Source organism: Bacillus sp. GZB (assembly GCF_001975995.1).
Classification (GTDB): domain Bacteria; phylum Bacillota; class Bacilli; order Bacillales; family Bacillaceae; genus Bacillus; species Bacillus velezensis.
In genome coordinates this window covers 152,935-176,222 of the sequence record NZ_MTQG01000018.1, presented here as the reverse complement: position 1 = coordinate 176,222, position 23,288 = coordinate 152,935, and the positions used below count along the sequence as shown (strand labels likewise).

The window sequence follows — 23,288 nt, the reverse complement described above, 5'->3', positions numbered from 1 at the left end:
AAGGATTTTTTCTACGTGGGGAGAACATTTGTATTTACATGGAGGAATTTTTCCTCTGTTTGTCAGATTTGTTTCCCTCAAGCGTGTCATCATGTGCAAAAAATGATAAGCAGCCAAATGAAGGTTATAGAAAATCCTGCAAATTCTTGATAGACTGATTGTAAGACAATTTAGTGTACGGCCCGCGGATGACCGCTTTTGAAAGCAAAACTGTATTGACTGCGCTTGGAAAGATGATAAGATTATAATTGTCGTTGATAATGATAATCATTACGAGTGGGGTATATGGGAGTTGTTTGGCAATCAGTCATACCGTTTGTGATGGGTGCAGGGAGGCAGCATGAAGCTACGTTACTTACTTTTGCTACTGGCGGTTTTGGCGTGTACTTCTATATTTATCGGTGTAGAAGATTTGTCGCCGCTGGATATTTTTCATTTAAATAAAGAACAGGCAGGTACATTGTTTGACAGCCGGCTGCCGCGTTTGGTGAGCATTATCATCGCCGGCATGAGCCTGAGCATCTGCGGATTAATCATGCAGCAGATCAGCCGGAATAAATTTGTATCGCCGACGACTGCGGGAACGATGGACTGGGCAAGGCTCGGAATTTTGATTTCATTAATGCTTTTTACGTCAGCCAGTCCGCTTGTGAAAATGTCTATCGCTTTCGTTTTCGCGTTGGCGGGAAATTTCCTGTTCATGAAAATCCTCGAGAGAATCAAGTTTAATGATGCGATTTTTATTCCTCTCGTCGGTTTAATGCTTGGGAATATCGTCAGCTCAGTCGCCACGTTTATCGCATATAAATACGACCTGATCCAAAACCTGTCGTCCTGGCTGCAGGGGGATTTCTCACTGGTCGTCAAAGGCCGGTATGAGCTTTTATATCTGAGTATCCCGCTGGTGATCATCGCTTATGTGTATGCGGATAAATTTACGGTGGCGGGAATGGGAGAGAGCTTTTCCGTCAATCTCGGCCTGAAATACAAACGCGTCGTCAATATCGGTCTGATTATCGTGTCGCTCATCGCTTCACTGGTGATCCTGACCGTCGGGATGCTGCCGTTTCTCGGTTTGATCATTCCCAATATGGTGTCGATTTACAAAGGGGACAACCTGAGGAGCAGCCTGCCTCACACCGCTCTGCTGGGCGCTGTTTTTGTGCTGTTTTGCGACATTTTGGGAAGGGTGATCATCTTCCCGTACGAAATTTCCATCGGCCTGATGGTCGGTGTTATCGGCAGCGGCATCTTCCTGTATATGCTGTTAAGGAGAAAAGCATATGAGTCATAATAAAAAAATTACGCTGCTGGCGGCGCTCGCCATGATATGTATCGGATTCTTCCTGTTCTACGGACTGGGCAATTGGGAATACTCCCTGCCGAGAAGATGCTTCAAAGTGCTTGCCATGATGCTCACCGGAGGAGCGATCGCGTTTTCAACGGTCATCTTCCAGACGATTACAAATAACCGCATACTGACACCGGGCATTTTAGGCCTCGATTCCCTGTATATGCTCATTCAGACCGTCATCGTGTTCCTGTTCGGTTCAATGAATATCGTCATGATGAACAAAAATCTTAATTTCGTCATCTCCGTCGGGCTGATGGTGCTCTTGTCACTCGTTTTGTACCAGCTCATGTTTAAAGGCGAGGGGCGGAATGTGTTTTTCCTTCTGCTTGTCGGCGTCGTGTTCGGCACGCTGTTCAACAGTCTGTCATCCTTTATGCAGATGCTGATTGATCCGAATGAGTTCCAGGTTGTTCAGGACAAAATGTTTGCCAGCTTTAACAATATCAACACCGATCTTTTATGGTTTGCCGGTGCTGTCTTTCTTCTGACGGGCATTTATGTCTGGCGGTTCACGCGGTTTTTTGACGTGCTGTCGCTCGGCAGGGAGCACGCCGTCAACCTGGGGATTGATTACGATAAGCTTGTGAAACAGATGCTCATTGTCGTCGCCATTCTTGTGTCTGTCTCTACGGCTCTTGTCGGGCCGATTATGTTTTTAGGACTGCTTGTCGTCAATCTGGCGAGAGAGTTTTTAAAAACCTACAGGCACACGTATTTAATCGCGGGTTCCGTCCTGATCAGCATCGTCGCGCTCGTCGGAGGCCAGTTCGTCGTGGAGAAAGTGTTCACGTTTTCCACGACGCTGAGCGTCATCATTAATTTTGCCGGCGGGATTTATTTTATCTATCTGCTGTTAAAGGAGAATAAATCATGGTAGAGGTCAAAAATGTAAGCAAACAATACGGAGGGAAAACCGTCCTTGAGAAAACGTCTCTATCCATTCAAAAGGGCAGGCTCACCTCATTTATCGGTCCGAACGGCGCGGGAAAAAGCACGCTGCTGTCTATCATGAGCCGGCTGATTAAGACGGATTCCGGGGAAATCACGGTCGACGGGCAAGAGATCGGGGCCTGCAAAAGCAACGATCTGGCAAAAAAAATCAGCATCTTGAAGCAGACGAACCAAATCAATATAAGACTGACGATTAAAGACCTGGTCAGCTTCGGCAGATTTCCGTATTCCCAGGGGAAACTGACGGATGAAGATTGGGTGCATATCAATCAGGCCCTCAGTTATATGAAGCTGGATGACTTAAAGGATAAATACCTCGATCAGCTCAGCGGAGGCCAGTGTCAGAGGGCGTTTATCGCGATGATCATCGCTCAGGATACGGACTATATTTTTCTCGATGAGCCGCTGAACAATTTAGATATGAAGCATTCCGTTGAAATGATGAAGCTGTTGAAGCGGCTTGTGGAAGACTTCGGAAAAACGGTCGTCGTAGTGATTCACGATATCAACTTCGCATCCGTATATTCAGACCATATCGTCGCACTGAAAAACGGCCGGATCGTCAAAGAAGGGCCGGCGGAGGAGATCATTGAAACCTCCGTGCTTGAAGATATTTATGATATGACCATCCCGATTCAAGAGATTGACAGTCAGCGGATCGGTGTGTACTTTTCTTAAAAACCAGATGAGGTGAAAGTCATGAAAAAATTCGCATTGCTATTCATTGCGCTAGTTACGATTTTTGTTGTTTCTGCATGCGGAAACGGGGACAAAACATCAGGCAAATCAAAAGAAACAATCACAATCAAAGATGATCTGAACAAAGAAGGAGTCAAAGTGCCGAAGAATCCGAAAAAAGTCGTCGTATTCAACTTCGGAATGCTGGACACGATGGATGAACTCGGTTTACAGGATCACGTGGCGGGACTTCCGAAACAAAACCTTCCAAAATACTTATCTTCATATAATAGTGATAAATACGCCAATACCGGCGGTTTAAAAGAACCGGATTTTGAAAAAGTCGCGGATATTGATCCGGATTTAATCATTATCGCCCACAGACAATCTGATTCTTATAAAGAGTTCTCAAAAATCGCGCCGACGATTTATCTTGATGATGACTATACAAACTACGTTGACAGATTCAAGCAAAACACTGAAGTGATCGGCAAAATCTTTAACAAAGAAAATGAAGTGAAAGATAAGCTTGCGAAAATCGACAAATCCATTGCCGATCTGAAGAAAAAGACAAGCAGCACGGATAAAAACGGGTTAGTGGTGATGGCGAACGACGGCAAAATCAGCGCGTTCGGATCTAAATCAAGATACGGCTTCATTCATGATGTGTTCGGCGTCAAACCGGCTGACAAAAACATCGAAGCCTCACTGCACGGACAAAGCATTTCCTATGAATATATCGCCAAAACAAACCCTGATTACATGTTTGTCGTTGACCGCGGAACAGCGATCGGCACAAAATCTTCAACAAAACAAGTGGTTGAAAATGATTATGTAAAATCGGTGAAAGCCGTGAAAAACAACCATGTTGTCTACCTTGATTCAGCTACATGGTATTTATCAGGAGGCGGCCTGGAATCCATGGCTCAGATGGTGAAAGAAGTAAAAGACGGAATCGAGAAGTAAAAAAAGAACCCGGTCACATACGTGATCGGGTTCTTTTTGGTTTACCGCGTAACGGCCTGCTGCTGCTCGGGCTGACGCGGTTTTTTCTTTAATGTAAAAGATAAGAGGAAGCCGGCCAGCGCGATGCAGGCGGCTACGACAAATGCCGCATTCATGCCGTGCAGGGCGGCGTTTCCCGGAGTTGACGCATTGGCGTGTGCGGCCTGGCTGCTCATCACAGAAACTAAAAGCGCCGTACCGATAGAACCCCCGACTTGGCGGACGGTATTGTTCATGGCTGTGCCGTGCGGAATTAAGTGGCGCGGCAGGGCGTTGATTCCCGCTGTCGTCACCGGCATCATAATCATGGCTGTTCCCAAAAGCCGCGCGGTATAAACGACGACAATCCAAATGAGAGATGTCGAGTCCGTCAGATTCATAAACGGCAGGGACGTGAGCAGGATGATGAAGAATCCGGTCATCGCAAGGCCTTTTCCGCCGATTCTGTCAAACACCCGGCCGATAAACGGAGACATCATCCCCATCACAATCGCGCCCGGCAAAAGCATTAATCCGGTATCAAACGCGGATACGCCCCGGACTTTTTGCGTGTAAAGCGGGAGAATGGTTTCCGTTCCGATCAGCAGCGCGAAGACAAGCGTTCCGAGCAGGGTGGTCAGGCTGAAAATCCCGAAAGAAAACACGCGGAATTCCAGCATCGGTTTTTTGAGCTTCATCTGTCTTGCGATAAAGAAAATCAGCGCGACCGCTCCGACAAGCAGCGAAGTCAGCACTTCGGCACTGGTCCACCCTGATGAACCGGCGCTTGAGAAGCCGTAAAGCAGGCCGCCGAATCCGAGGGTCGATAAGATCACGGATATAATATCAATCTGTGTTTCTCGTAATGTCGTGACGTTTTTCATCAGAATAATCGCTAAAAGCAAATCGATGACCGCGATCGGGAAGATAATATAAAACAAAGACCGCCAAGAGAATGCTTCGACCGCCCATCCGGAAAGCGTCGGGCCGATCGCCGGCGCAAACGAAATAACCAAGCCGACCATACCCATGGCGCGGCCGCGCTTTTCCATCGGGAAAATCGTGAGAAATACCGTCTGCATGAGAGGCAGCATAATCCCGGCGCCGGCCGCCTGAATAATCCGGGCCGTTAAGAGCACCGGAAAATTCGGGGCGAATGCGCCGACAATGGTGCCCGCCGTGAAAATACTCATGGCGGAAATCAAGAGGGTGCGGCTCGTAAATTTCTCTATTAAAAATGCGGTAATCGGAATCAAAATCCCATTCGTCAGCATAAACGATGTTGTCAGCCATTGCGCTTTGTTGGCGTCTATATTGAAGTCATTCATAATGTGCGGCAGCGCCGTAATAAGCAGTGTCTGGTTCAAAATGGCGACGAACGCTCCCGCCAAAAGAATCCCGACAATGACAGAGCGTTTGTATGGTGCAGTTTCAATACTCTTATTCAAGCTGATTCCTTCTTTCTTTATAGTTTGAGCAATGTTTTAACGGCTGCAAGCGGCTGGTGCAGCGGTCCGGCCTGCTCCAAATAACCGATGAGCGCTTTGATAAGAAAATCCCGCGGCTGTTTGTCCGCTGATTCTTTCTCCAGCATAGCCGCCGCGGAAGCGAGTCCTGCGGCGTCATATTTTTCCTCCGGAAGGGCTGAGACGGCTTCTTTCAGTTCCTTCAGGCTTTCAGCCAGCAATACGGTTTTGTCTTTCGGCTCAAATGAGGAAGCGGAGGCGATATAAAGGTCAATCATCTCCTGAGGCAAAGCGGTTTCGGTTGTCCTGTTTTCGACGATGAGATTGAGGTGGCGGATGATAAACTCCGTGAGCGGCTCCAGGGCGAGCGGTTCTTTTTCCAGCTTAATCAGCGTGATGCATTCTCTCAGGAGCCCCTGCAGGACGATCACCAGCTCCCATACATAAGGAATAATGTCTTCGCCGTACGTCTGAATCAGTGAATCGCGATGCCAGCAGATAAAGGTGGAGCGGGCCCTGTGAATATGCCGTTTTACCCGCTCATTAATGGAAGAGGGGCTTCCGTACATCAGCATATTAAAAAACTGCTGATTGCGCCTGAAGCCTTCAAGCTCAGCCATCAGTTTTTTGGCAAACCGTTCCTCAGGGGAGAGGCTTGTTTCTGCATTCAATAATGAAGCGGCTGCTACCATCTGTTTCTGGTTAAAATCGAGCAGCTCCAGGAGCAGGTCTTCCTTTGATTCAAACAGCTTATATAAAGATGCTTTGGAGACTTTGCACTCCTCTGCGATCGCCTGCATCGAAACCGACGAAAAGCTTTTCCCGGAAAAAAGCTTCCTTGCCGCCAGCAGAATATCCGTTTTCTTATCATTCATAAGCCCAGATTCCTTCTTTCGTCACAATAGAAAACTCATCGGTTCACAGAAAACCAATGAGTATATGATGAAAATATTAACAAAAATTTTTACATAGTGTCAACGCTTTTGTTTGAGAAATAGAAAAAACCTGCCGGAGTGTTCCGGCAGGCTGATACGTTTATTTATCCGTCTTAAATCCTTGTTTTTCAAGCATTTCACGAATGTGAGGATAATAAACCTGCTTATAGTAGGAAGTGATGCCTTGTGACCAGTTTCTTGTTTCCTGTCCGTCGGTGCGTTTTTTCATGTATTCGGACATCTGCTTGTCATAGGCCTCGATATGGGTTCTTAAATCTTCTTCTTGATACGTTTCATGATGCAGAACGGCTGCTTGCGGCAGACGCGGTTTTTTCGCGGAGCGGTCTGCCGGATGGCCGATGACGAGACCGGAAACCGGGAAAACGTATTTCGGAAGTTTCAGCAATTCAATGAGTTCGTCCGGCTTGCCGCGCACGGCGCCGATCGGCACAGTGCCGAGTCCCATTGATTCAGCCGCAGCCGTTGCCGTACCCAGCGCAATCCCGACATCTACGGCTCCGACTAGAACGGACTCTAAACCGTTCGTGATCTCAAGCGGTGTATCATTATATTCTTCAAGCGCAATTTTGGCGCGGTTAAAATCAGCGCAGAATAAAAGGAAAACCGGCGCTTGGTCAATCCAAGGCTGGCCGCCCGCCAATTCGGATATTTTTTTCTTCCGTTCCTTATCTTTCACCGCAATAACGGTAAATTGCTGGCCGTTAATGGAAGTGGGCGCTGCCTGAGCGGCTTGGATGATAAGGCCCAGCTGTTCATCCGATACGGGTTCATCTGTGTAGCTGCGGATGGAACGGTGGTCTGTTAATAATTGAAGGACTTCGTTCATGTCATTCATCCTTTCATTACTCTGACAGTTCTGTGCGGACGACGTCAAGCGGCGCACTCAGCACTTCTTTTGCTTTTGCCACGAATCCTTGGAAATGGTCAGTTGCGTTGTGGAATTTCATCGCTTCTTCATCTTTCCATTGTTCAAGCATGACGAATGTATTTTCCTCACCGACTTTTTCGAAAAGGTCGTATTGCACATTTCCTTCTTCTGCGCGTGAATGCTGAACAAGTGATTGCGCTTCTCCTAAAAATTCCTCGCGTTTATCCGCTTTTACTTTCATGTAAGCCTGTAAGACGATCATGGTTATTCCTCCTGATTGGGTTAATTTGTTATAGTTCGAATATTATCGAACTAACTGTAACATGTTTCGTTGCGAATGGTAAAGGAAAAACCCTCACCGCCTAAATTGTCACCCGCCGATGATCTGTGTTACATTTGACTCATGAACATTCCAAACCATCCTCAAACCGAACGCTTACAGCTGACAAAGGTTCTTCATGCTCTGAGTGATCCGCTCCGCTTAGAGCTGGTCAAACAATTGGCGGAAACAACAGAAAAAACGTGCGGAACCTGCGCTGATGTCCGGGTCGCTAAATCAACGCTGTCCCATCACTTCAAAGTGCTGCGGGAAGCGGGGATCGCCCAGGTGCGCATAGACGGGAAGCACCGCTATTATTCCCTGCGCAAAGATGATTTACAAGCGGCGTTTCCCGGCCTGCTGGAGGCGATTTTGCAGACAGAACCGGACCGCTGGTAAATAAGTCCCCGAATTCCGGGGGTTTTTTTATGCGCCGAAAACCGCCCGGTAAAGCCTGTGGACGCCTTCTTGAATATCGCTCTCCTTCAGGCGGGCGAACCCCAGAATGAGCTGCGGCTTATTTGAATCGCCTCCCGCTTTCAGACGGAACCGGCTCATCGCAAACAGATCGAGCTGTTCTTCATCCGCCCGTGCCAATATCTCTTTTTCTGAACGGGCGCAGTCAAACTCAGTGACAAAATGAAGCCCCGCATTGGCGCCCTTTACACTGATTCTTTCACCGAATGTTTCTTCCAAAGCCGAAATGAGGCGTTCCCGCATGTTCTTATAATGCTGCTTCATCTTTTTAATATGTTTCTGATATTCACCTGATTCGATAAATTCTTTCAGCGCGAGCTGGGCAAGCGTGCTGCACGTATGCAGGTCATACGTTCTCTCTTTGAACGTCCGCAAAAGCCCGGGCGGCAGAACCATATAGCTGATGCGCAGACCTGGGAAAAGGGATTTTGAAAAGGTCCCCATGTAGATGACATTTTGAAACCGGTCAAGGCTTTGAAGCGCCGGTATCGTATCGGCGTCATATTTAAATTCACTGTCATAATCATCTTCAATGATGAAGCGGCCGTTCTGTTCGGCGGCCCAGTTTAAAAGCTGAATCCGCCGGGAAGCCGGCATGATCACGCCTGAGGGGAATTGATGGGAAGGCGTGGTGATCAATACAGAGGGCCGGCGTTTTTCGATTTCGTCCATGGACATGCCTTTCTCATCAAGGCTGATCGTCGCAACCTTTTTCCCGAGGTTTTGCAGCAGCCGGTACATCCTCATATATCCCGGGTTCTCCATGGCGTAGAGCGCGTCTTCGGGCAGCAGTTCCGTCAGCAGCTGCACCAGCATTTGCGTGCCCGCTCCGAGCACGATTTGTTCCGGGCGGCATGTAACGCCCCTTGTCAGGGAAATAAGCCGCGAAATTGTTTCACGGACTTCATATAAACCTTGCGGATGGACGAGTTCACCGAGTGTATGAAATGAACGGGCGGCTGCTTTATGCTCACAGCGGAACCAGCTTTTCAGGGGGAAATGCGCCGTATCCACGCTCATATGAGAAAACGAAATCCAGCCGCTCTTATCCGGCTCCCGCTCTTTCAAATCATCAGGCAATAGGAGCGAAGGCGCTTCTTCATGATAAACCGTATCAATTTCCTCCACGAAAAAGCCTTTTCTTTCGACCGCATATAAATAACCTTCTGAAAGCAGCTGCTGATAAGCTGAATTCACTGAATTCACGCTGACCTTCAGCGTCTCGGCAAGCTCCCGTTTAGACGGCACCTTTGTGTGAGGCATCAGGCTGCGCTTCAAAACGGCCGCTTTTATGTGCTGATAGATCTGCTGATAGATATAATCCGCCGTTTCCGAATGATCAATGGAAATCGTCAGCATCCAGACCCTGCTCCTTTCTGATACCATGGATAAATTGATTTTGGTACTTTTCATCATACCAAAAAGAAGTCAGAATGATAAGAAAACAATGCAGGGGGATGGAATCTATGAGTCGAACAGCATCATCGGAAGTGACAACTGCCCAGTGGCAGCAAAAACGGGATCAATTCGTTTCCAAGGGGGTCGGCAACGGAAACCGCGGCATGGCGGTAAAAGGGGAAGGGGCGCTTTTGTACGATTTGGACGGCAGACGATTCATTGATTTTGCCGGAGCGATCGGAACGCTGAATGTCGGCCATTCCCATCCGAAAGTGGTGGAGGCCGTGAAGAAACAGGCGGAGGATCTGATTCACCCGGGTTTTAACGTTATGATGTATCCGTCTTATATTGAGCTGGCCGAAAAACTTTGCGCCCTTGCGCCGGGAGATCATGCGAAAAAAGCGATTTTTCTCAATTCGGGGGCGGAAGCGGTGGAAAACGCCGTGAAAATCGCGAGAAAATATACGAAGCGCCAGGCTGTCGTGTCATTTACAAGAGGGTTCCACGGCCGCACGAACATGACGATGAGCATGACGAGCAAGGTGAAGCCTTATAAATTCGGTTTCGGCCCATTTGCCTCAGAGGTGTATCAGGCGCCGTTTCCTTACTATTATCAAAAGCCGGCCGGCATGAGCGACGAGCAGTATGACGACTTTATCATCAGCGCTTTTGAGGATTTCTTTATCGCCGCAGTTGCACCGGAAACCGTCGCCTGTGTCGTAATGGAGCCGGTTCAGGGAGAAGGCGGCTTCATCATTCCGTCAAAACGTTTCGTCCAGCACGTCGCCGCTTTTTGTAAAAAACACGGCATTGTTTTTGTAGCGGATGAGATTCAGACCGGTTTTGCCAGAACGGGAACGTATTTTGCGATTGAACATTTCGGAGCCGTTCCGGATTTGATCACCGTTTCCAAATCACTTGCGGCCGGATTGCCGCTGAGCGGCGTCATCGGCCGGGCGGAAATGCTTGATGCCGCCGCGCCGGGTGAACTCGGGGGCACATATGCGGGAAGCCCGCTCGGCTGTGCGGCTGCGCTTACGGTCTTGGATATTATTGAAGAAGAAGGGCTGAATCAGCGTTCCGAGGAGATCGGCCGGATCATTGAGCATCAAGCGCTCGAGTGGAAAAAAGAGCATGCCTGCATCGGAGAAGTGCGCAGACTCGGCGCGATGGCGGCCATCGAAATTGTCAAAGATCCGGACACGCGGGAACCGGACAAAGCAAAAGCCGCGGCGATCGCTAAAACGGCGAACGAGAACGGGCTGCTGCTGCTGACGGCCGGCATAAATGGCAACATTATCAGATTCCTGACGCCGCTTGTCGTGACGGATGAGCAGCTCAAAGAAGGCCTTTCCATTATCGAAGCAGCTCTGTGAGTTCAATTATTGGAATGCCGGCGGATGTGTCTGCTATCATGAAAGTATAAGATACATCAACAAGCATTCAATGGCTTTACTATAGCAGAGAAAGGAATGTTCAATATGCCAGAACAATTAACAGTGTACAACCCGGCAACGGGAGAGGCGATCGAAAGCATCCCCCAGCAGACGGCCGAAGATGTTGAAAAAGCGATTGAACGTTCACATCAAGCGTTTCAATCATGGTCCAAAACATCAGCGGGAGAACGTGCCTCACTTTTAAGAAAATGGTATGAGCTGATTGTTGAACATAAAGAAGAACTTGCGGAATTAATTACGAAAGAAAACGGCAAACCGTACGAAGAAGCGGTCGGAGAAGTTTTATACGGCGCCGGCTATATTGAATGGTTCGCCGAAGAAGCAAAACGGATTTACGGCAGAACCGTACCTGCGCCGACAACGGGCAAACGGATTGTCGTCACCCGTCAGGCGGTCGGCCCGGTAGCCGCGATCACGCCGTGGAATTTCCCGAATGCGATGATTACAAGAAAAGCCGCGCCCGCTTTGGCGGCAGGCTGTACGTTCATCATCAAACCGGCGGAGGATACGCCGCTTTCCGCTTACGCCCTTGCGCGTCTCGCATATGAAGCGGGAATTCCGAAGGACGTGATGCAAGTGGTGATCGGTGACGGAGCCGAAATCGGAAACGTCTTTACCAGCAGCCCGAAAATCCGTAAAATTACCTTCACCGGCTCAACGCCTGTCGGCAAAATCCTGATGAAAAACAGCGCCGACACCGTAAAACATATGTCAATGGAGCTTGGCGGACATGCGCCGCTGATCGTGGATGAAGACGCTGATCTTGATCTGGCGGTAGCCCAAACAATGGCCTCTAAATTCAGAAACGCCGGCCAAACTTGCGTCTGTGCGAACCGGCTGATCGTACACGAATCCGTGAAAGACGAGTTTGCGAAAAAACTGAGTGAAGAAGCTGCGAAACTCAAAGTCGGAAACGGTCTTGAAAAAGGCGTAAACGTCGGCCCTGTCATCAACAAAAAAGGCTTCGATAAAATCGTCGGCCAAATTAATGACGCCGTGGAAAAAGGCGCAAAAGTGCTGACGGGCGGAACGTATGACCAAAACGATGAAAAAGGATGCTATTTCGTGACGCCGACCGTGCTTTCAAATGTAGATACATCCATGAACATCATGCATGAAGAAACATTCGGCCCGGTTGCGCCGATCGTTACGTTCTCAGATATTGATGAAGCGATCAAGCTTGCGAACGATACGCCGTTCGGGCTTGCGGCTTATTTCTTCACAGAAAACTACCGCCGCGGCATCTATATTTCTGAACAGCTTGAATACGGCATCATCGGCTGGAATGACGGCGGTCCGTCCGCGGTTCAAGCGCCGTTCGGAGGAATGAAAGAAAGCGGCATCGGCCGTGAAGGCGGTACGGAAGGCATTGAACCGTACCTGGAAACCAAATACATGTCTATCGGACTTTAATGAGCCGAAAAGAAAGCCCCGCTTCTAAGCGGGGCTGTTTTTATTGAGCGGTCTGCCGGTGAATATCGCCGGCAGGCTTTTTTGATCTTGCGGGAATAATCGGTTCGATTCCAGACAAAATAACAGCAAATACGATTGAAAGAAGGTCGCCATCATGGATATATTACTGGCTCTTCTCCCGGCTTTATTTTGGGGGAGCATCGTGTTATTTAACGTCAAATTAGGCGGCGGGCCTTACAGCCAGACGCTGGGAACGACAATCGGGGCGCTCATCGTTTCGTTTGTGCTGTATCTGTTTGTCCACCCGGTGCTGTCTGGGCGCATTTTTATTGTCGGCATCATCTCGGGGCTGTTTTGGTCGCTCGGCCAAAGCAATCAGCTTAAAAGCATACAGCTGATGGGCGTTTCAAAAACGATGCCGATATCAACGGGAATGCAGCTCGTCTCGACTTCTTTGTTCGGTGTGATCGTATTCAAAGAATGGTCAACCCCGATCGCGATTACGCTGGGTATTCTCGCCCTTATTTTTATCATCATCGGGATTGTGCTCACATCTTTAGAAGATAAAAAGGGGCGGGCGGACGGAGAACCGGGAAACTTAAAAAAAGGCATTGTCATCCTGCTGATCTCCACGCTCGGTTATTTGGTCTATGTCGTTGTGGCCCGGCTGTTCGGCGTATCCGGATGGTCAGCGCTACTGCCGCAGGCGATCGGGATGGTCATCGGCGGACTGCTCCTGACGTACAAGCATAAACCGTTTAATAAGTACGCCCTCAAGAACATTCTGCCGGGAATCATCTGGGCGCTCGGGAATATGTTTCTGTTCATCTCACAGCCGCGCGTCGGAGTTGCGACAAGTTTTTCCCTCTCTCAAATGGGGATCGTCATCAGCACGCTCGGCGGAATCTTCATTCTCCGTGAGAGCAAAACGAAGCGTCAGCTGGTCGCCATTGCCATCGGGATTATCCTGATCATTGTGGCCGCGGTATTCTTAGGCGTTGCGAAATCAAATTCATAACATATGCAGGAGGTTTGAACATGTACACGGATTTAAAAGGAAAAGTCGTTGCCATTACGGGAGCTTCATCAGGATTAGGAAAAGCGATGGCGATCCGCTTCGGACAGGAGCAGGCGAAAGTCGTGGTTAACTACTATAGTAATGAAAAAGACGCCCAAACCGTTAAAGAAGAGATTCAAAAAGCGGGAGGCGAAGCGGTCATCGTTCAAGGAGACGTCACAAAAGAAGAAGATGTCAAAAACATCGTGCAGACCGCGGTGAAGGAATTCGGCACATTGGATGTCATGATCAATAACGCCGGCATGGAAAATCCGGTTCAGTCGCATGAAATGCCGCTCAAAGACTGGAACAAAGTCATCAATACCAATCTGACCGGCGCTTTCTTAGGAAGCCGCGAAGCCATTAAATATTACGTAGAGAATGATATTCAAGGAAACGTCATTAACATGTCAAGCGTACATGAAATGATTCCGTGGCCGCTGTTTGTTCACTACGCGGCGAGTAAAGGCGGCATCAAATTGATGACGGAAACGCTGGCGCTTGAGTACGCGCCGAAGCGCATCCGTGTTAACAATATCGGACCGGGAGCCATCAATACGCCGATCAACGCGGAAAAATTTGCGGATCCCGTTCAGAGAAAAGATGTGGAAAGCATGATTCCGATGGGATATATCGGTGAGCCGGAAGAAATCGCGGCTGTCGCCGTCTGGCTTGCTTCGAAGGAATCAAGCTACGTGACCGGCATTACGCTGTTTGCTGACGGAGGAATGACCAAATATCCGTCATTCCAGGCAGGCCGCGGATAAGAAAAAAAGCGATCGCAGGCTCTTTAGAGCCGGATCGCTTTTTGCTTACGCGCGTTTTTTCTTTACAAGCGCCGCGATGGAAAGGATAATCGCCGCAGCTGACAGAACGATGGCCGCAATATCAAGCGCTGATACGCCGGATTTGCTTTCTTCGTTTGACTGTTCAGCTCCGTGCGCATCCGTCACGCTGGCCGATTTCGTGATTTTCGTAATCGAGTGGGGCGTGTCGGCTTTCTCATCACCCGTCCATTCTACAATGCTGCCGTCTTTGTAATATTGGTAAGCGTCCCAAGCGGCATCTCCGCTCTTTTCAGGATTTTTCGCAACGAACGTGAACTGCTGGAATTGGCCGGGCTGAATGCCGCCGTCCTTTGCTTCCCAAGTGACGGAGACCGCTTTGTCATCATGTTTGGATACGGATGTTTTCCAGTCCGGAATCGGCTGATACTGCTGAAATTCAACGCCGGCGGGCATTTTCAGCACGACTTTCGTTGTCGGCTCATTCTTTTCCACAGGCACTTTCATCGTGTATGTTTCCCAAGAACCGGCCGCGGATTCTGCGGGTTTGACTGAGACGTGGGCGCTTGCTGTCGCCGTAAAACCGACGAGTGACAGGGTCACGGCGGATATGAATAATAAAGCCTTTTTTTTCAACATGAGATACACTCCTTAGTTTGTCGTTGAGAATATTTGGTTGATTTCATTAAAATCGTTTGTCAGCCCGTGGACTTTGATCTTCCAGTTTCCCTTTTCGGTGATGGACAGGTTGGCGGCTTCAAATGTGCCTTCCTTCGTCTTCTTCAAATCAAAGGTGCTTTCATGCTGTTTGCCGCTGAAGCCCGTCTGGTAAACAGTGACCGTAAATTGCTGAATGTCTTTTACCAAGCTGCCGTTGTGATCGGTGACAATGACTTGAAATTCATTTTTACCCGGCTGGTTCGGCGTAATGTGCAAGGACAGGGTTTCCCCGTTTCCGATCGTTTCTGAGCCGTTAAAAGGCAATGGCGCAGGCGGCGGCGGACTGGGCAGGCTTGTGAAGACGGCGGTTGTAAATAACACCGCAATGCCTAGTGCCCATTCGGCCTTTATCGTTGCGCTGATGCTCCTTTTTCTGCTGAACTTCGTCATCCATACGTGAACGGCGCCGAGCACAAGCATGATGACAAACAGTCCGATTTTCAAAAGGAGCGTCTTACCGTAAGCGGTGTGAAAGAGTGAATCAAACGTGCGGATAATGAAAAATCCGTTCAGCACGCCTGAAAATAACAGCACACCGACAGAGGCGAACGCCCAAGGAGAAAACCGTCTGACCGTTTCCCAAGCGATGGTTTTATCGGGTTTTCTCCACTCTGATGAAAGAAGCAGCACAAGCGCGGCGATACCGCCCATCCATACAGACGCGGCCGATAAATGGAGAAAGTCCATTGCGATGCCGACCGCTTTTTCGTCGATAACCGCCGCATGCCCGGCGAATGCTTTTGCCAAAAGCGAAGCGAAGAAGAACAACAGCGGCGCCGTCCAGTACGCAAATGACCGGAATGCTTTCTTCTTCAACAGCGGGATCATGGACAGGGCGAGCAGGATAAATAAGCTGATCTGGATCATCCAGACGTACCCGCCTGCCGTTTTCAGAAGCGTTTCTTTTACATAGTCCGGCTGAAACGCGGCGCTCCAAGCGCCGCCCGCGTTTTCTTTCGTCTGGATCGGGAGCTGGCAGATAAGCGCGAGCCCCGTTAAACATAAAGAAATCACGAGCAGCTTTACAGTTCGTTTTGCTTTTGATGAACCTTTATTATTTCTGTACCAAAACAGATGGAAAAAAGCCGTGCCGATAAACAGGGAGAGAGCGGTGTACAAAATACCGCGGTCGATGGCCGCTTCGGGATGAAGCGCCGCTTGCGATGATGTCTGCTCCCGAAGTTCTCCGCCGGCTTTTCCGATACTGAAAGGGATGACGCCGGATACCGGATGTCCGTCGGCCGATACCGCGTTCCATTCCGCTCTGTAAATATCATGCGGCAGATTTTTTTTCAATGCCGCGGTCATGATGCGGGCATCATTTTTTTGAATCACCGTTTTTCCCGCATCGACCCGTTCGCCGGATGAATTATAGACCTTAATGGAGTGGAAGCCTTCTTCAATCTGTTCATTAAACTCAATTTCAATCTGCTTCGGCGCTTGTTTTAATTCGCTGTTCTCACCCGGATTTGAGTTTGTGATGTAGGCGTGGGCGAAGCTTGTTTTCGGAATCAAAACAAGGAACAGCAAAAAGATGAGCCAGCGTTTGTTCTGTCTCATGGATGATGACACCGCCTTCCGGTTGGTTGTTGTTATGTCTTGCTGCAGGTGCATCCCTTCTGCCTGTCGTGTAAGATGATGTCCGCCGCCTCGTCAAAGGTGCAAATGACCCCGCCGAATCCTTTTTGAAACCGTTCTGCGTAATCAAGCGTTGAGAAGGGAATCGCCTGAGGCCGGCAGCAGTGAAGGTCAATATCGGCATGGACTAAAAAGTATGCGGAAGCGGCCGTCAGCGTCGTCTGGAGAAGAAAATCTTTACAAATGACGTGGGACACTTCTTCCTTTTTATCCTCATACCGCAAAATCGCGCAATGAATGCAGCACATCTGCTCAACGGCTTGTGAAACGGTAATAAGCTGAACAGAATACGAATGCTGAATCGGCCGCAGGCAATAGCCGCATTGATTGGCGCTTCGTTCTGAAGCGGGAGGGAGCGTAATGCCGCCGGGTGTCCGGATAATCCGGTTTGCATCCGCCAGCTGATTGACGTCTCTGTACACGGTCATCTCGGAGACGCCGAATCTCTCGCTTATGTCAGAGATTTTCAGCGCGCCCTCTTCTTTCAGCCATTCAAGCAAGGTTTGCTGTCTGTGAATCGGAAGCAATTCTGCATCCTCCTTTTTATGCGAATGAGTGATGAACCTCCCTCTAAGAGTAGATGTTTTCACAAATGCACACAAGAGCCTGATGATAAAATATGTGAAAAAATGTTGAACAATCACAAATGTAAAAGACGTAGTCAGACTCTGTTATAATAGAAGAGTTGAATGGAGGAATAAACATGAAAGAAACGACCTGCCCGAACTGCGGCAAGCCGATTACAGGCGACATGGTCAGATCATCCATGATCCCGTGCCAGTTTCAGTGCGGGCATTGCCATGTGAAATTGCGTGAATATAAAGTATCAGCTCCGATTATGGCTGCGGCCATTGCGATCACGGTGCTTTTGATTTATCTTGTGCAGATGGCCAGAACCGCCGTCATGCCGATGTTTCCGGCAGCGCGGTATGTGCCGGCCGCCATTTTCGCGCTCGTATGTGCGTATCCGGTGTTTATTGTCAGTGAGCGGCTCATTGCCAAACTCGTCGTCACAAAAGGACACATTATATACAGAAAGCGGTAAGACACCTTTGATGAGGTGTCTTTTTTTTGTTAAGGAGTTGTCACAGTCTCTGTGCCAAACTCCTCTTTACTTTTCATTGAATGGGGATTGTAAGCGTTTTATGATGAAGACACAGGGGAGAGAGAAACCCCGTGTCTTATTTATTTTCATCTGAAGGCAAGCAAACAGGGAGGGAATGAACATGCAGCAAGAACAGCAAGCTGGCATGAAAGTGAAGATACAGCGGTTCGGCAGTTATTTAAGCGGTATGATCATGCCGAATATCGGCGCATTTATCGCATGGGGAATTATCACCGCGCTGTTTATTCCTGCGGGATGGTTTCCGAATCCGCAGCTGAATACATTGGTAAGCCCGATGATTACGTATCTACTGCCGCTTTTAATCGCATATACGGGCGGAAAAATGATTTACGATCACCGCGGGGGAGTCGTCGGAGCGACGGCCGCCATCGGAGTCATTGTCGGAGCGGACATTCCGATGTTCTTAGGGGCAATGATTATGGGGCCTTTGGGCGGTTATCTCATTAAACAATTAGACCGTGTGTTTAAAGATAAAGTCAGACAGGGTTTTGAAATGCTGATCAACAACTTCACGGCGGGAATTATCGGAGCTGTGCTGACGATTATCGCATTTTATGCGATCGGCCCGGTCGTCCTGTCTCTTAACAAATTGCTGGCGGCAGGTGTGGAAGTCATTGTCCACGCGAATTTGCTGCCGATTGCAAGCGTTTTCGTAGAACCGGCGAAAGTTCTGTTCCTGAATAACGCGATCAACCACGGCATTTTAAGTCCGATCGGAATCGAGCAGGCCGCCAAAGCGGGTAAATCCATTCTGTTCTTAGTGGAAGCGAACCCCGGGCCGGGACTCGGTATTTTACTGGCATATATGTTCTTTGGGAAAGGCTCTTCAAGATCGACGGCTCCGGGAGCGGCGATCATTCATTTCTTCGGGGGGATTCATGAAATCTATTTCCCTTACATTTTAATGAAACCGATGCTGATCCTCGCGGCGATCGCCGGGGGAGCGAGCGGACTGCTTACATTCTCGATCTTTAACGCGGGTCTTGTCGCCGCATCATCTCCGGGAAGCATCATCGCCATTTTGGCGCTGACGCCGAAAGGAAGCTATCTCGGCGTGCTGGCGGGCGTCATCGTTGCCGCGGCCGTATCGTTTATCGTCTCGGCGCTTATTCTGAAATCGTCTAAAGCGGGCGAAGAAGATTTGACAGCCGCGGCGGAAAAAATGCAGGAAATGAAAGGCAGGAAAAGCGAAGCTGCGGCCGCGTTGGCGGACAAAGAGGAAGAGCCGGAAAACAGCGCCGCTGATATTTCCGCCGACCAAGTCAGCCGCATTATCTTCGCGTGTGACGCGGGTATGGGATCGAGCGCAATGGGCGCCTCCATTTTAAGAAACAAAGTGAAAAAAGCAGACCTGGATATTGATGTGACAAATACGTCGATCAATAATCTTCCGAATGACGCGGATATCGTCATTACGCATAAGGACCTGACTGACCGCGCGAAAGCGAAGCTGCCGCAGGCGGTGCACATTTCGGTTGATAATTTCTTGAACAGCCCGAAATACGATGAACTGATTGAAAAGCTTAAAAACTAATCAACAGAAAGAGGGATCTTCATCATGGAAGTATTGGCTAAAGCGAACATCAAACTGAACCAGACGGTGAACTCAAAAGAGGATGCCATCCGCCTCGCGGGACAGACATTGATTGATAACGGCTACGTGAAGAACGGCTATGTGGAAAAAATGTTCGAACGTGAAGAAACATCATCCACGTTTATGGGGAATTTCATCGCGATCCCGCACGGCACGGAAGATGCGAAGGATGAGGTGCTTCATTCAGGCATTTCCGTCATCCAGATTCCGGACGGTGTGGAATACGGTGAAGGCAATACGGCAAAGGTCGTTTTCGGTATCGCCGGAAAAAACAATGAACACTTAGACATCCTGTCAAACATCGCCATCATCTGCTCAGAGGAAGAAAACATCGAACGGCTGATCAGTGCAAAGACGGAAGAAGAACTGGCCGCTATTTTCAGCGAGGTGAACTGACATGATTGCCCTTCATTTCGGAGCGGGAAACATCGGGCGGGGCTTTATCGGCGCCCTGCTCCATCATTCCGGCTATGAGGTAGTTTTCGCTGATGTGAATGAAACGATGGTCAGCCTTCTCAATGAAAAGAAGGAATATACCGTGGAGCTTGCCGACGGCGGCCGGCAGACAGAAATCATCGGCCCCGTTTCAGCCATCAACAGCGCGGTGCAAGAACAAGAGCTGTACAGGCTGATCAATGAAGCGGCGATCATTACGACGGCGGTGGGCCCGAACGTTCTCAGACTCATCGCCCCGTCCATCGCGGAAGGGCTGAAGCGCAGAACGTCCTCTGAGCCTCTCAATATCATTGCCTGTGAAAATATGATCGGCGGCAGCAGTTTTCTGAAAAAAGAAGTTTTCGGACATTTGACGGAAGCGGAGCGGGAATTCGTGAACCGGACGGTCGGCTTCCCGGATTCTGCGGTGGATCGGATCGTGCCGATTCAGCACCATGAAGATCCGCTGAAAGTATCCGTAGAACCGTTTTTTGAATGGGTCATAGACAGAACCGGCTTTGCCGGCGGCCAGCCGGTACTGGAAGGCGCGTTGTTTACGGATGATCTTACGCCTTTCATCGAGAGAAAGCTGTTTACCGTCAATACCGGTCATGCCGTTACGGCGTACGTCGGCTATCAGCGCGGATTAAAAACCGTCAAAGAGGCCATCAGCCATCCGGAAATCCGGCGTGTCGTGTACGATGCACTTTCAGAAACGGGCGAGTACTTGGTGAAAGCGTACGGCTTTAAGCAATCCGAACACGAGCAGTACATGAAAAAAATCATCGGCCGCTTTGAAAATGAATACATCACGGATGATGTGACGAGGGTTGCCAGATCACCGCTCAGAAAACTCGGAGCGAATGACAGATTAGTAGGGCCGGCCAAAAAAATAAAAGAACCGAACGCGCTGGCAGAAGGCATCGCCGCCGCCCTGCGCTTTGACTATCAGGATGATCCGGAAGCGGTTGAGCTGCAAAAGCTTATCGCGGAAAAAGGCACGAGCCGCGTTCTTCAAGACATTTGCGGTATTCAGCCGCATGAACCGCTGCACGGCATCGTGCTCAAAAAGCTCAATCAATAAAAATGAACCCGCGTCGGGGGGACGCGGGTTTTTTCTTGCGTTATAATGAGAGGGAAGGGAGGCTGCGTGATGAATCAGAAGCTATTGCCACATCGTTATCCGTTTCTTTTAATTGACGGCACGACGAACAGTGAAGCCGGAAAATGGGCGGCTGCTTACAAAAACATCAGTGAAAATGACTGGTTTATAACTGAATCCCAAAGAGAGATGCCATTTTCGCTCGTCATTGAAGCAATGGCCCAAACGGCGGCTTGCGCGGGAATTACCGGCGGTGACGGCCTCGGTCTCTTATCCGCGGTGAAGAAAGCGGAAAGGTTAGGTGCCGCTTTGCCGGGAGACCGTCTGGATCTTTTGTTTGAGGTCACGCGAATCAGACGCGGTTTTGTGTTCGGCTGGGCGAAAGCGTCCGTTGCCGGGAAGCCTGTGGCGGAAGCTGAGCTCAGCATATTTATCCAGCCATCGTAAAAAAAGCCGCCTCCAGCGGCGGCTTTCGGACAAGGTGTTATTTTGTATCATAATCTCTTTCACTTTGTGAATTGTCCCTTTGGTCATGTTTGTGTTTTTCGTCATTGGCGTTTTCCTTCAGCTCTTCCAGCGGAATCGGATCGGTTAAATCATGATGTTCAGGATTTTCATTCGGTTTGTTCTTTTGTTTTCTTTCTTTCATCCTCCATCACCTCAATATTTCTTTTCCTCAACGTTCTCCCCGCCAAACGCAGGAAGCGGTTTTTTGTTCCTGTGGGTCATATGTATTAAAATAGAGACGACTACATTATAAAAAGTGAGGTACATATATGCCGATACAAAGAGAAGACGCAGATATTAAACTGATCGCGATTGATATGGACGGAACCCTGCTCAATGACGAGCAGCTCATCCCGGAGGAAAACCGGCGGGCGATCAAGGAAGCGGAGGCGAAAGGAATTCACGTCGTCATCAGCACAGGACGCACGCTAATGACCTGCCGCGAACTGGCTGAGTCTCTCGAGCTGTCATCCTTTTTAATCACGGCAAACGGCAGCGAAATCTGGGATTCCAACTTTGAGCTGGTTGAGCGCAAGCTTCTTCATACCGATCATATTCAAAAATTATGGGATCTGAGGAATAAGCACAACACGAATTTCTGGGCCTCTACCGTCGATAGAGTGTGGAGAGGGGAATTCCCGGAAACGATTACGGATCATCAGTGGCTCAAGTTCGGATTCGAAATCGAGGATGACGAAGTGCGGAATGAGGTGCTGAAAGAGCTCAAGGAATACAAGGAGCTCGAGATCACAAACTCCAGCCCGATCAACATCGAAGTCAATGCCCTCGGTATCAACAAAGCGGCTGCGCTGGCGAAGGTATCGGAAAAACTCGGGTTCACGATGGAAAATGTGATGGCCATGGGTGACAGTCTGAATGACATTGCCATGATTGAAAAAGCGGGTGTCGGCGTCGCCATGGGGAATGCGCAGGACATTGTGAAAGAAACAGCTGACTGGGTGACTGATGTCAACACGGAAAACGGGGTTGCCAAAGCGATCCGCCACTGGGTGTTATAATAGAAAAAAGAGAGAGTCTCAGTATGAGGCTCTCTTTTTTTTTGTTTTGTCAGATTTATGACTAGGTCCATGGTAGGTTTTCTGACAAAAGGATGTTCAAACCTGTCAGAATTAAATATAATGAAGAGAAATTCAACAATTCGGAATAGTCATTCCGAATAGCGGAATGATAATAATATAAAACGTTTACAATACAGGAGGGGTCTTATGTTTCAGATTGACATCAATTGTGATTTAGGAGAGAGTTTCGGTGCTTATAAAATCGGACTGGATGAAGAGATTTTGGATTATGTGACATCTGCAAACATCGCCTGCGGCTTTCATGCGGGTGATCCTAGCGTGATGCGCAAAACGGTTGCGCTTGCGGCGGAAAAAGGCGTGAAAATCGGCGCTCATCCCGGGCTGTTCGATCTGCAGGGATTCGGGCGGCGGCAGATCGCGATTACACCCGAGGAAGCGTATGATCTGACGCTGTACCAAATCGGCGCGCTGTCAGGGTTTTTAAAAGCAGAAGGTGTCGAGATGCAGCATGTGAAGCCGCACGGCGCTTTATATAATATGGCCGCTGTCAATCCCGGCCTGTCAGAAGCCATCGCTCAGGCGGTCTGTCATTTTGATCCCGGGCTTATTCTTTTCGGGCTTTCCGGTAGCGAGCTGATTAAAGCGGGAGATCGAATCGGACTGAGGACGGCAAGCGAAGTGTTTGCGGACCGCACCTATCAGGAAGACGGCACGCTGACGCCGCGTTCAGAGCCGGATGCGCTGATTCAGGATGACAAAAAAGCGGTCGGTCAAGTGATTCAAATGGTGAAAGACAGCACGGTGACATCACGTAAGGGACAAGCTGTAAGCCTGAAAGCGGACACGGTCTGCATTCACGGAGACGGAGCCCACGCCCTCACATTCGCAAAAACAATCAAAAAAGAATTAAAAGCGGCAGACATTCAAATCAGCGCGCTTGCAAAAGACTGAGCAGCAGAGGGA

25 protein-coding genes are annotated in these 23,288 nt (G+C 49.2%); 16 read left to right on the top strand and 9 right to left on the bottom strand.

The window, feature by feature from the left end; all coding sequences use genetic code 11:
• The first annotated feature begins 340 nt into the window (after window positions 1–340).
• Genes BXO87_RS17140 through BXO87_RS17125 form a run of 4 tightly spaced genes read left to right on the top strand, consistent with a single transcriptional unit; the run spans window position 341 to window position 3,949 of the window.
• A complete protein-coding gene (locus BXO87_RS17140; RefSeq protein ID WP_032872883.1) occupies window positions 341–1,294 on the top strand; it encodes an ABC transporter permease in 954 nt (317 codons plus the stop codon).
• Entirely contained in the window at window positions 1,284–2,231 is a 948-nt protein-coding gene (locus BXO87_RS17135; protein WP_014416905.1) for an iron chelate uptake ABC transporter family permease subunit, read from the top strand. Before BXO87_RS17140 ends, BXO87_RS17135 begins: the two co-directional genes overlap by 11 nt.
• The gene (locus BXO87_RS17130; RefSeq protein WP_003156330.1) at window positions 2,225–2,983 is read left to right on the top strand and encodes an iron ABC transporter ATP-binding protein; all 759 of its coding nucleotides are present in this window, start codon (window positions 2,225–2,227) and stop codon (window positions 2,981–2,983) included. The genes BXO87_RS17135 and BXO87_RS17130 overlap by 7 nt, the downstream gene beginning before the upstream one ends.
• A 21-nt stretch (window positions 2,984–3,004) precedes the next feature.
• Window positions 3,005–3,949 (top strand): siderophore ABC transporter substrate-binding protein, encoded by a 945-nt coding sequence (locus BXO87_RS17125; protein WP_003156329.1) that lies wholly within the window; start codon window positions 3,005–3,007, stop codon window positions 3,947–3,949.
• Between the two features lie 41 nt (window positions 3,950–3,990).
• On the opposite strand, the gene BXO87_RS17120 is transcribed toward BXO87_RS17125, so the two are convergent.
• The 4 genes from BXO87_RS17120 to BXO87_RS17105 form a co-directional block, all read right to left on the bottom strand.
• Window positions 3,991–5,415 (bottom strand): MDR family MFS transporter, encoded by a 1,425-nt coding sequence (locus BXO87_RS17120; RefSeq protein WP_038456952.1) that lies wholly within the window; start codon window positions 5,413–5,415, stop codon window positions 3,991–3,993.
• 17 nt (window positions 5,416–5,432) lie between these two features.
• Window positions 5,433–6,308, bottom strand: a complete 876-nt coding sequence (locus tag BXO87_RS17115; protein ID WP_007609410.1) for a TetR/AcrR family transcriptional regulator — start codon at window positions 6,306–6,308, stop codon at window positions 5,433–5,435.
• 160 nt (window positions 6,309–6,468) lie between these two features.
• Window positions 6,469–7,215, bottom strand: a complete 747-nt coding sequence (nfsA, locus tag BXO87_RS17110) for an oxygen-insensitive NADPH nitroreductase (protein ID WP_038456954.1) — start codon at window positions 7,213–7,215, stop codon at window positions 6,469–6,471.
• Between the two features lie 16 nt (window positions 7,216–7,231).
• The gene (locus BXO87_RS17105; protein ID WP_003156323.1) at window positions 7,232–7,519 is read right to left on the bottom strand and encodes a putative quinol monooxygenase; all 288 of its coding nucleotides are present in this window, start codon (window positions 7,517–7,519) and stop codon (window positions 7,232–7,234) included.
• A gap of 141 nt (window positions 7,520–7,660) precedes the next feature.
• Here BXO87_RS17105 and BXO87_RS17100 point away from each other — a divergent pair, with 141 nt between their 5' ends.
• Window positions 7,661–7,975, top strand: coding sequence for an ArsR/SmtB family transcription factor (locus tag BXO87_RS17100; protein ID WP_038456955.1), 315 nt, complete (start codon window positions 7,661–7,663; stop codon window positions 7,973–7,975).
• A gap of 27 nt (window positions 7,976–8,002) precedes the next feature.
• On the opposite strand, the gene gabR is transcribed toward BXO87_RS17100, so the two are convergent.
• A complete protein-coding gene (gabR, locus tag BXO87_RS17095; protein WP_038456957.1) occupies window positions 8,003–9,412 on the bottom strand; it encodes a MocR-like transcriptional regulator GabR in 1,410 nt (469 codons plus the stop codon).
• Window positions 9,413–9,519: 107 nt separating this feature from the next.
• Here gabR and gabT point away from each other — a divergent pair, with 107 nt between their 5' ends.
• From gabT to gdh, 4 genes are all read left to right on the top strand, one after another.
• Window positions 9,520–10,827, top strand: a complete 1,308-nt coding sequence (gene gabT, locus BXO87_RS17090; protein ID WP_038456959.1) for a 4-aminobutyrate--2-oxoglutarate transaminase — start codon at window positions 9,520–9,522, stop codon at window positions 10,825–10,827.
• 105 nt (window positions 10,828–10,932) lie between these two features.
• Window positions 10,933–12,321 (top strand): succinate-semialdehyde dehydrogenase, encoded by a 1,389-nt coding sequence (gene gabD, locus BXO87_RS17085; RefSeq protein ID WP_038456960.1) that lies wholly within the window; start codon window positions 10,933–10,935, stop codon window positions 12,319–12,321.
• Between the two features lie 154 nt (window positions 12,322–12,475).
• Window positions 12,476–13,339, top strand: coding sequence for a RhaT/GlcU family sugar-proton symporter (locus BXO87_RS17080; RefSeq protein WP_003156317.1), 864 nt, complete (start codon window positions 12,476–12,478; stop codon window positions 13,337–13,339).
• Window positions 13,340–13,359: 20 nt separating this feature from the next.
• Entirely contained in the window at window positions 13,360–14,145 is a 786-nt protein-coding gene (gdh, locus tag BXO87_RS17075; RefSeq protein ID WP_007609424.1) for a glucose 1-dehydrogenase, read from the top strand.
• Between the two features lie 45 nt (window positions 14,146–14,190).
• Here the strand turns inward: gdh and BXO87_RS17070 are convergent, their stop codons facing one another.
• Genes BXO87_RS17070 through BXO87_RS17060 form a run of 3 tightly spaced genes read right to left on the bottom strand, consistent with a single transcriptional unit; the run spans window position 14,191 to window position 17,048 of the window.
• On the bottom strand, window positions 14,191–14,802 hold the full coding sequence (locus BXO87_RS17070; RefSeq protein ID WP_038456962.1) for a YcnI family copper-binding membrane protein: 612 nt from the start codon (window positions 14,800–14,802) through the stop codon (window positions 14,191–14,193).
• A 12-nt stretch (window positions 14,803–14,814) separates the two neighbouring features.
• Entirely contained in the window at window positions 14,815–16,443 is a 1,629-nt protein-coding gene (locus BXO87_RS17065) for a copper resistance CopC/CopD family protein (protein WP_076851409.1), read from the bottom strand.
• 32 nt (window positions 16,444–16,475) lie between these two features.
• Entirely contained in the window at window positions 16,476–17,048 is a 573-nt protein-coding gene (locus tag BXO87_RS17060) for a DeoR family transcriptional regulator (protein ID WP_007609432.1), read from the bottom strand.
• Window positions 17,049–17,224: 176 nt separating this feature from the next.
• Here BXO87_RS17060 and BXO87_RS17055 point away from each other — a divergent pair, with 176 nt between their 5' ends.
• The 5 genes from BXO87_RS17055 to BXO87_RS17035 all read left to right on the top strand — a co-directional run bounded on the left by BXO87_RS17055 (window position 17,225) and on the right by BXO87_RS17035 (window position 21,225).
• Window positions 17,225–17,566, top strand: a complete 342-nt coding sequence (locus tag BXO87_RS17055; protein WP_003156306.1) for a hypothetical protein — start codon at window positions 17,225–17,227, stop codon at window positions 17,564–17,566.
• A gap of 175 nt (window positions 17,567–17,741) precedes the next feature.
• Window positions 17,742–19,181 carry a PTS mannitol transporter subunit IIBC gene (locus BXO87_RS17050; RefSeq protein WP_014720723.1) on the top strand — a complete coding sequence of 480 codons (1,440 nt, stop codon included), beginning with the start codon at window positions 17,742–17,744 and terminating at the stop codon, window positions 19,179–19,181.
• A gap of 24 nt (window positions 19,182–19,205) precedes the next feature.
• Window positions 19,206–19,637, top strand: coding sequence for a PTS mannitol transporter subunit IIA (locus BXO87_RS17045; RefSeq protein WP_012116817.1), 432 nt, complete (start codon window positions 19,206–19,208; stop codon window positions 19,635–19,637).
• Window position 19,638: 1 nt separating this feature from the next.
• On the top strand, window positions 19,639–20,760 hold the full coding sequence (locus BXO87_RS17040; protein ID WP_076851408.1) for a mannitol-1-phosphate 5-dehydrogenase: 1,122 nt from the start codon (window positions 19,639–19,641) through the stop codon (window positions 20,758–20,760).
• 69 nt (window positions 20,761–20,829) lie between these two features.
• Window positions 20,830–21,225, top strand: a complete 396-nt coding sequence (locus tag BXO87_RS17035; protein WP_038456968.1) for a 3-hydroxyacyl-ACP dehydratase FabZ family protein — start codon at window positions 20,830–20,832, stop codon at window positions 21,223–21,225.
• A gap of 37 nt (window positions 21,226–21,262) precedes the next feature.
• On the opposite strand, the gene BXO87_RS20640 is transcribed toward BXO87_RS17035, so the two are convergent.
• Window positions 21,263–21,427, bottom strand: a complete 165-nt coding sequence (locus BXO87_RS20640; protein WP_003156294.1) for a hypothetical protein — start codon at window positions 21,425–21,427, stop codon at window positions 21,263–21,265.
• A gap of 127 nt (window positions 21,428–21,554) precedes the next feature.
• Between BXO87_RS20640 and BXO87_RS17030 the strand changes: the two genes are divergently transcribed.
• Window positions 21,555–22,304, top strand: a complete 750-nt coding sequence (locus BXO87_RS17030; RefSeq protein WP_003156292.1) for a Cof-type HAD-IIB family hydrolase — start codon at window positions 21,555–21,557, stop codon at window positions 22,302–22,304.
• Window positions 22,305–22,511: 207 nt separating this feature from the next.
• Window positions 22,512–23,276 (top strand): 5-oxoprolinase subunit PxpA, encoded by a 765-nt coding sequence (locus tag BXO87_RS17025; RefSeq protein WP_007609444.1) that lies wholly within the window; start codon window positions 22,512–22,514, stop codon window positions 23,274–23,276.
• The last annotated feature ends 12 nt before the right edge of the window (window positions 23,277–23,288 follow it).

What these genes read in the sequence shown, in the direction of transcription:
- BXO87_RS17140 (WP_032872883.1), top strand. Translation starts at nt 341, where the DNA reads ATGAAGCTACGTTACTTACTTTTGCTACTGGCGGTTTTGGCGTGTACT.
- BXO87_RS17135 (WP_014416905.1), top strand. Translation starts at nt 1,284, where the DNA reads ATGAGTCATAATAAAAAAATTACGCTGCTGGCGGCGCTCGCCATGATA.
- BXO87_RS17130 (WP_003156330.1), top strand. Translation starts at nt 2,225, where the DNA reads ATGGTAGAGGTCAAAAATGTAAGCAAACAATACGGAGGGAAAACCGTC.
- BXO87_RS17125 (WP_003156329.1), top strand. Translation starts at nt 3,005, where the DNA reads ATGAAAAAATTCGCATTGCTATTCATTGCGCTAGTTACGATTTTTGTT.
- BXO87_RS17115 (WP_007609410.1), bottom strand. Translation starts at nt 6,308, where the DNA reads ATGAATGATAAGAAAACGGATATTCTGCTGGCGGCAAGGAAGCTTTTT.
- nfsA (WP_038456954.1), bottom strand. Translation starts at nt 7,215, where the DNA reads ATGAACGAAGTCCTTCAATTATTAACAGACCACCGTTCCATCCGCAGC.
- BXO87_RS17105 (WP_003156323.1), bottom strand. Translation starts at nt 7,519, where the DNA reads ATGATCGTCTTACAGGCTTACATGAAAGTAAAAGCGGATAAACGCGAG.
- BXO87_RS17100 (WP_038456955.1), top strand. Translation starts at nt 7,661, where the DNA reads ATGAACATTCCAAACCATCCTCAAACCGAACGCTTACAGCTGACAAAG.
- gabR (WP_038456957.1), bottom strand. Translation starts at nt 9,412, where the DNA reads ATGCTGACGATTTCCATTGATCATTCGGAAACGGCGGATTATATCTAT.
- gabT (WP_038456959.1), top strand. Translation starts at nt 9,520, where the DNA reads ATGAGTCGAACAGCATCATCGGAAGTGACAACTGCCCAGTGGCAGCAA.
- gabD (WP_038456960.1), top strand. Translation starts at nt 10,933, where the DNA reads ATGCCAGAACAATTAACAGTGTACAACCCGGCAACGGGAGAGGCGATC.
- BXO87_RS17080 (WP_003156317.1), top strand. Translation starts at nt 12,476, where the DNA reads ATGGATATATTACTGGCTCTTCTCCCGGCTTTATTTTGGGGGAGCATC.
- gdh (WP_007609424.1), top strand. Translation starts at nt 13,360, where the DNA reads ATGTACACGGATTTAAAAGGAAAAGTCGTTGCCATTACGGGAGCTTCA.
- BXO87_RS17070 (WP_038456962.1), bottom strand. Translation starts at nt 14,802, where the DNA reads ATGTTGAAAAAAAAGGCTTTATTATTCATATCCGCCGTGACCCTGTCA.
- BXO87_RS17065 (WP_076851409.1), bottom strand. Translation starts at nt 16,443, where the DNA reads ATGAGACAGAACAAACGCTGGCTCATCTTTTTGCTGTTCCTTGTTTTG.
- BXO87_RS17055 (WP_003156306.1), top strand. Translation starts at nt 17,225, where the DNA reads ATGAAAGAAACGACCTGCCCGAACTGCGGCAAGCCGATTACAGGCGAC.
- BXO87_RS17050 (WP_014720723.1), top strand. Translation starts at nt 17,742, where the DNA reads ATGAACATGCAGCAAGAACAGCAAGCTGGCATGAAAGTGAAGATACAG.
- BXO87_RS17045 (WP_012116817.1), top strand. Translation starts at nt 19,206, where the DNA reads ATGGAAGTATTGGCTAAAGCGAACATCAAACTGAACCAGACGGTGAAC.
- BXO87_RS17040 (WP_076851408.1), top strand. Translation starts at nt 19,639, where the DNA reads ATGATTGCCCTTCATTTCGGAGCGGGAAACATCGGGCGGGGCTTTATC.
- BXO87_RS17035 (WP_038456968.1), top strand. Translation starts at nt 20,830, where the DNA reads ATGAATCAGAAGCTATTGCCACATCGTTATCCGTTTCTTTTAATTGAC.
- BXO87_RS20640 (WP_003156294.1), bottom strand. Translation starts at nt 21,427, where the DNA reads ATGAAAGAAAGAAAACAAAAGAACAAACCGAATGAAAATCCTGAACAT.
- BXO87_RS17030 (WP_003156292.1), top strand. Translation starts at nt 21,555, where the DNA reads ATGCCGATACAAAGAGAAGACGCAGATATTAAACTGATCGCGATTGAT.
- BXO87_RS17025 (WP_007609444.1), top strand. Translation starts at nt 22,512, where the DNA reads ATGTTTCAGATTGACATCAATTGTGATTTAGGAGAGAGTTTCGGTGCT.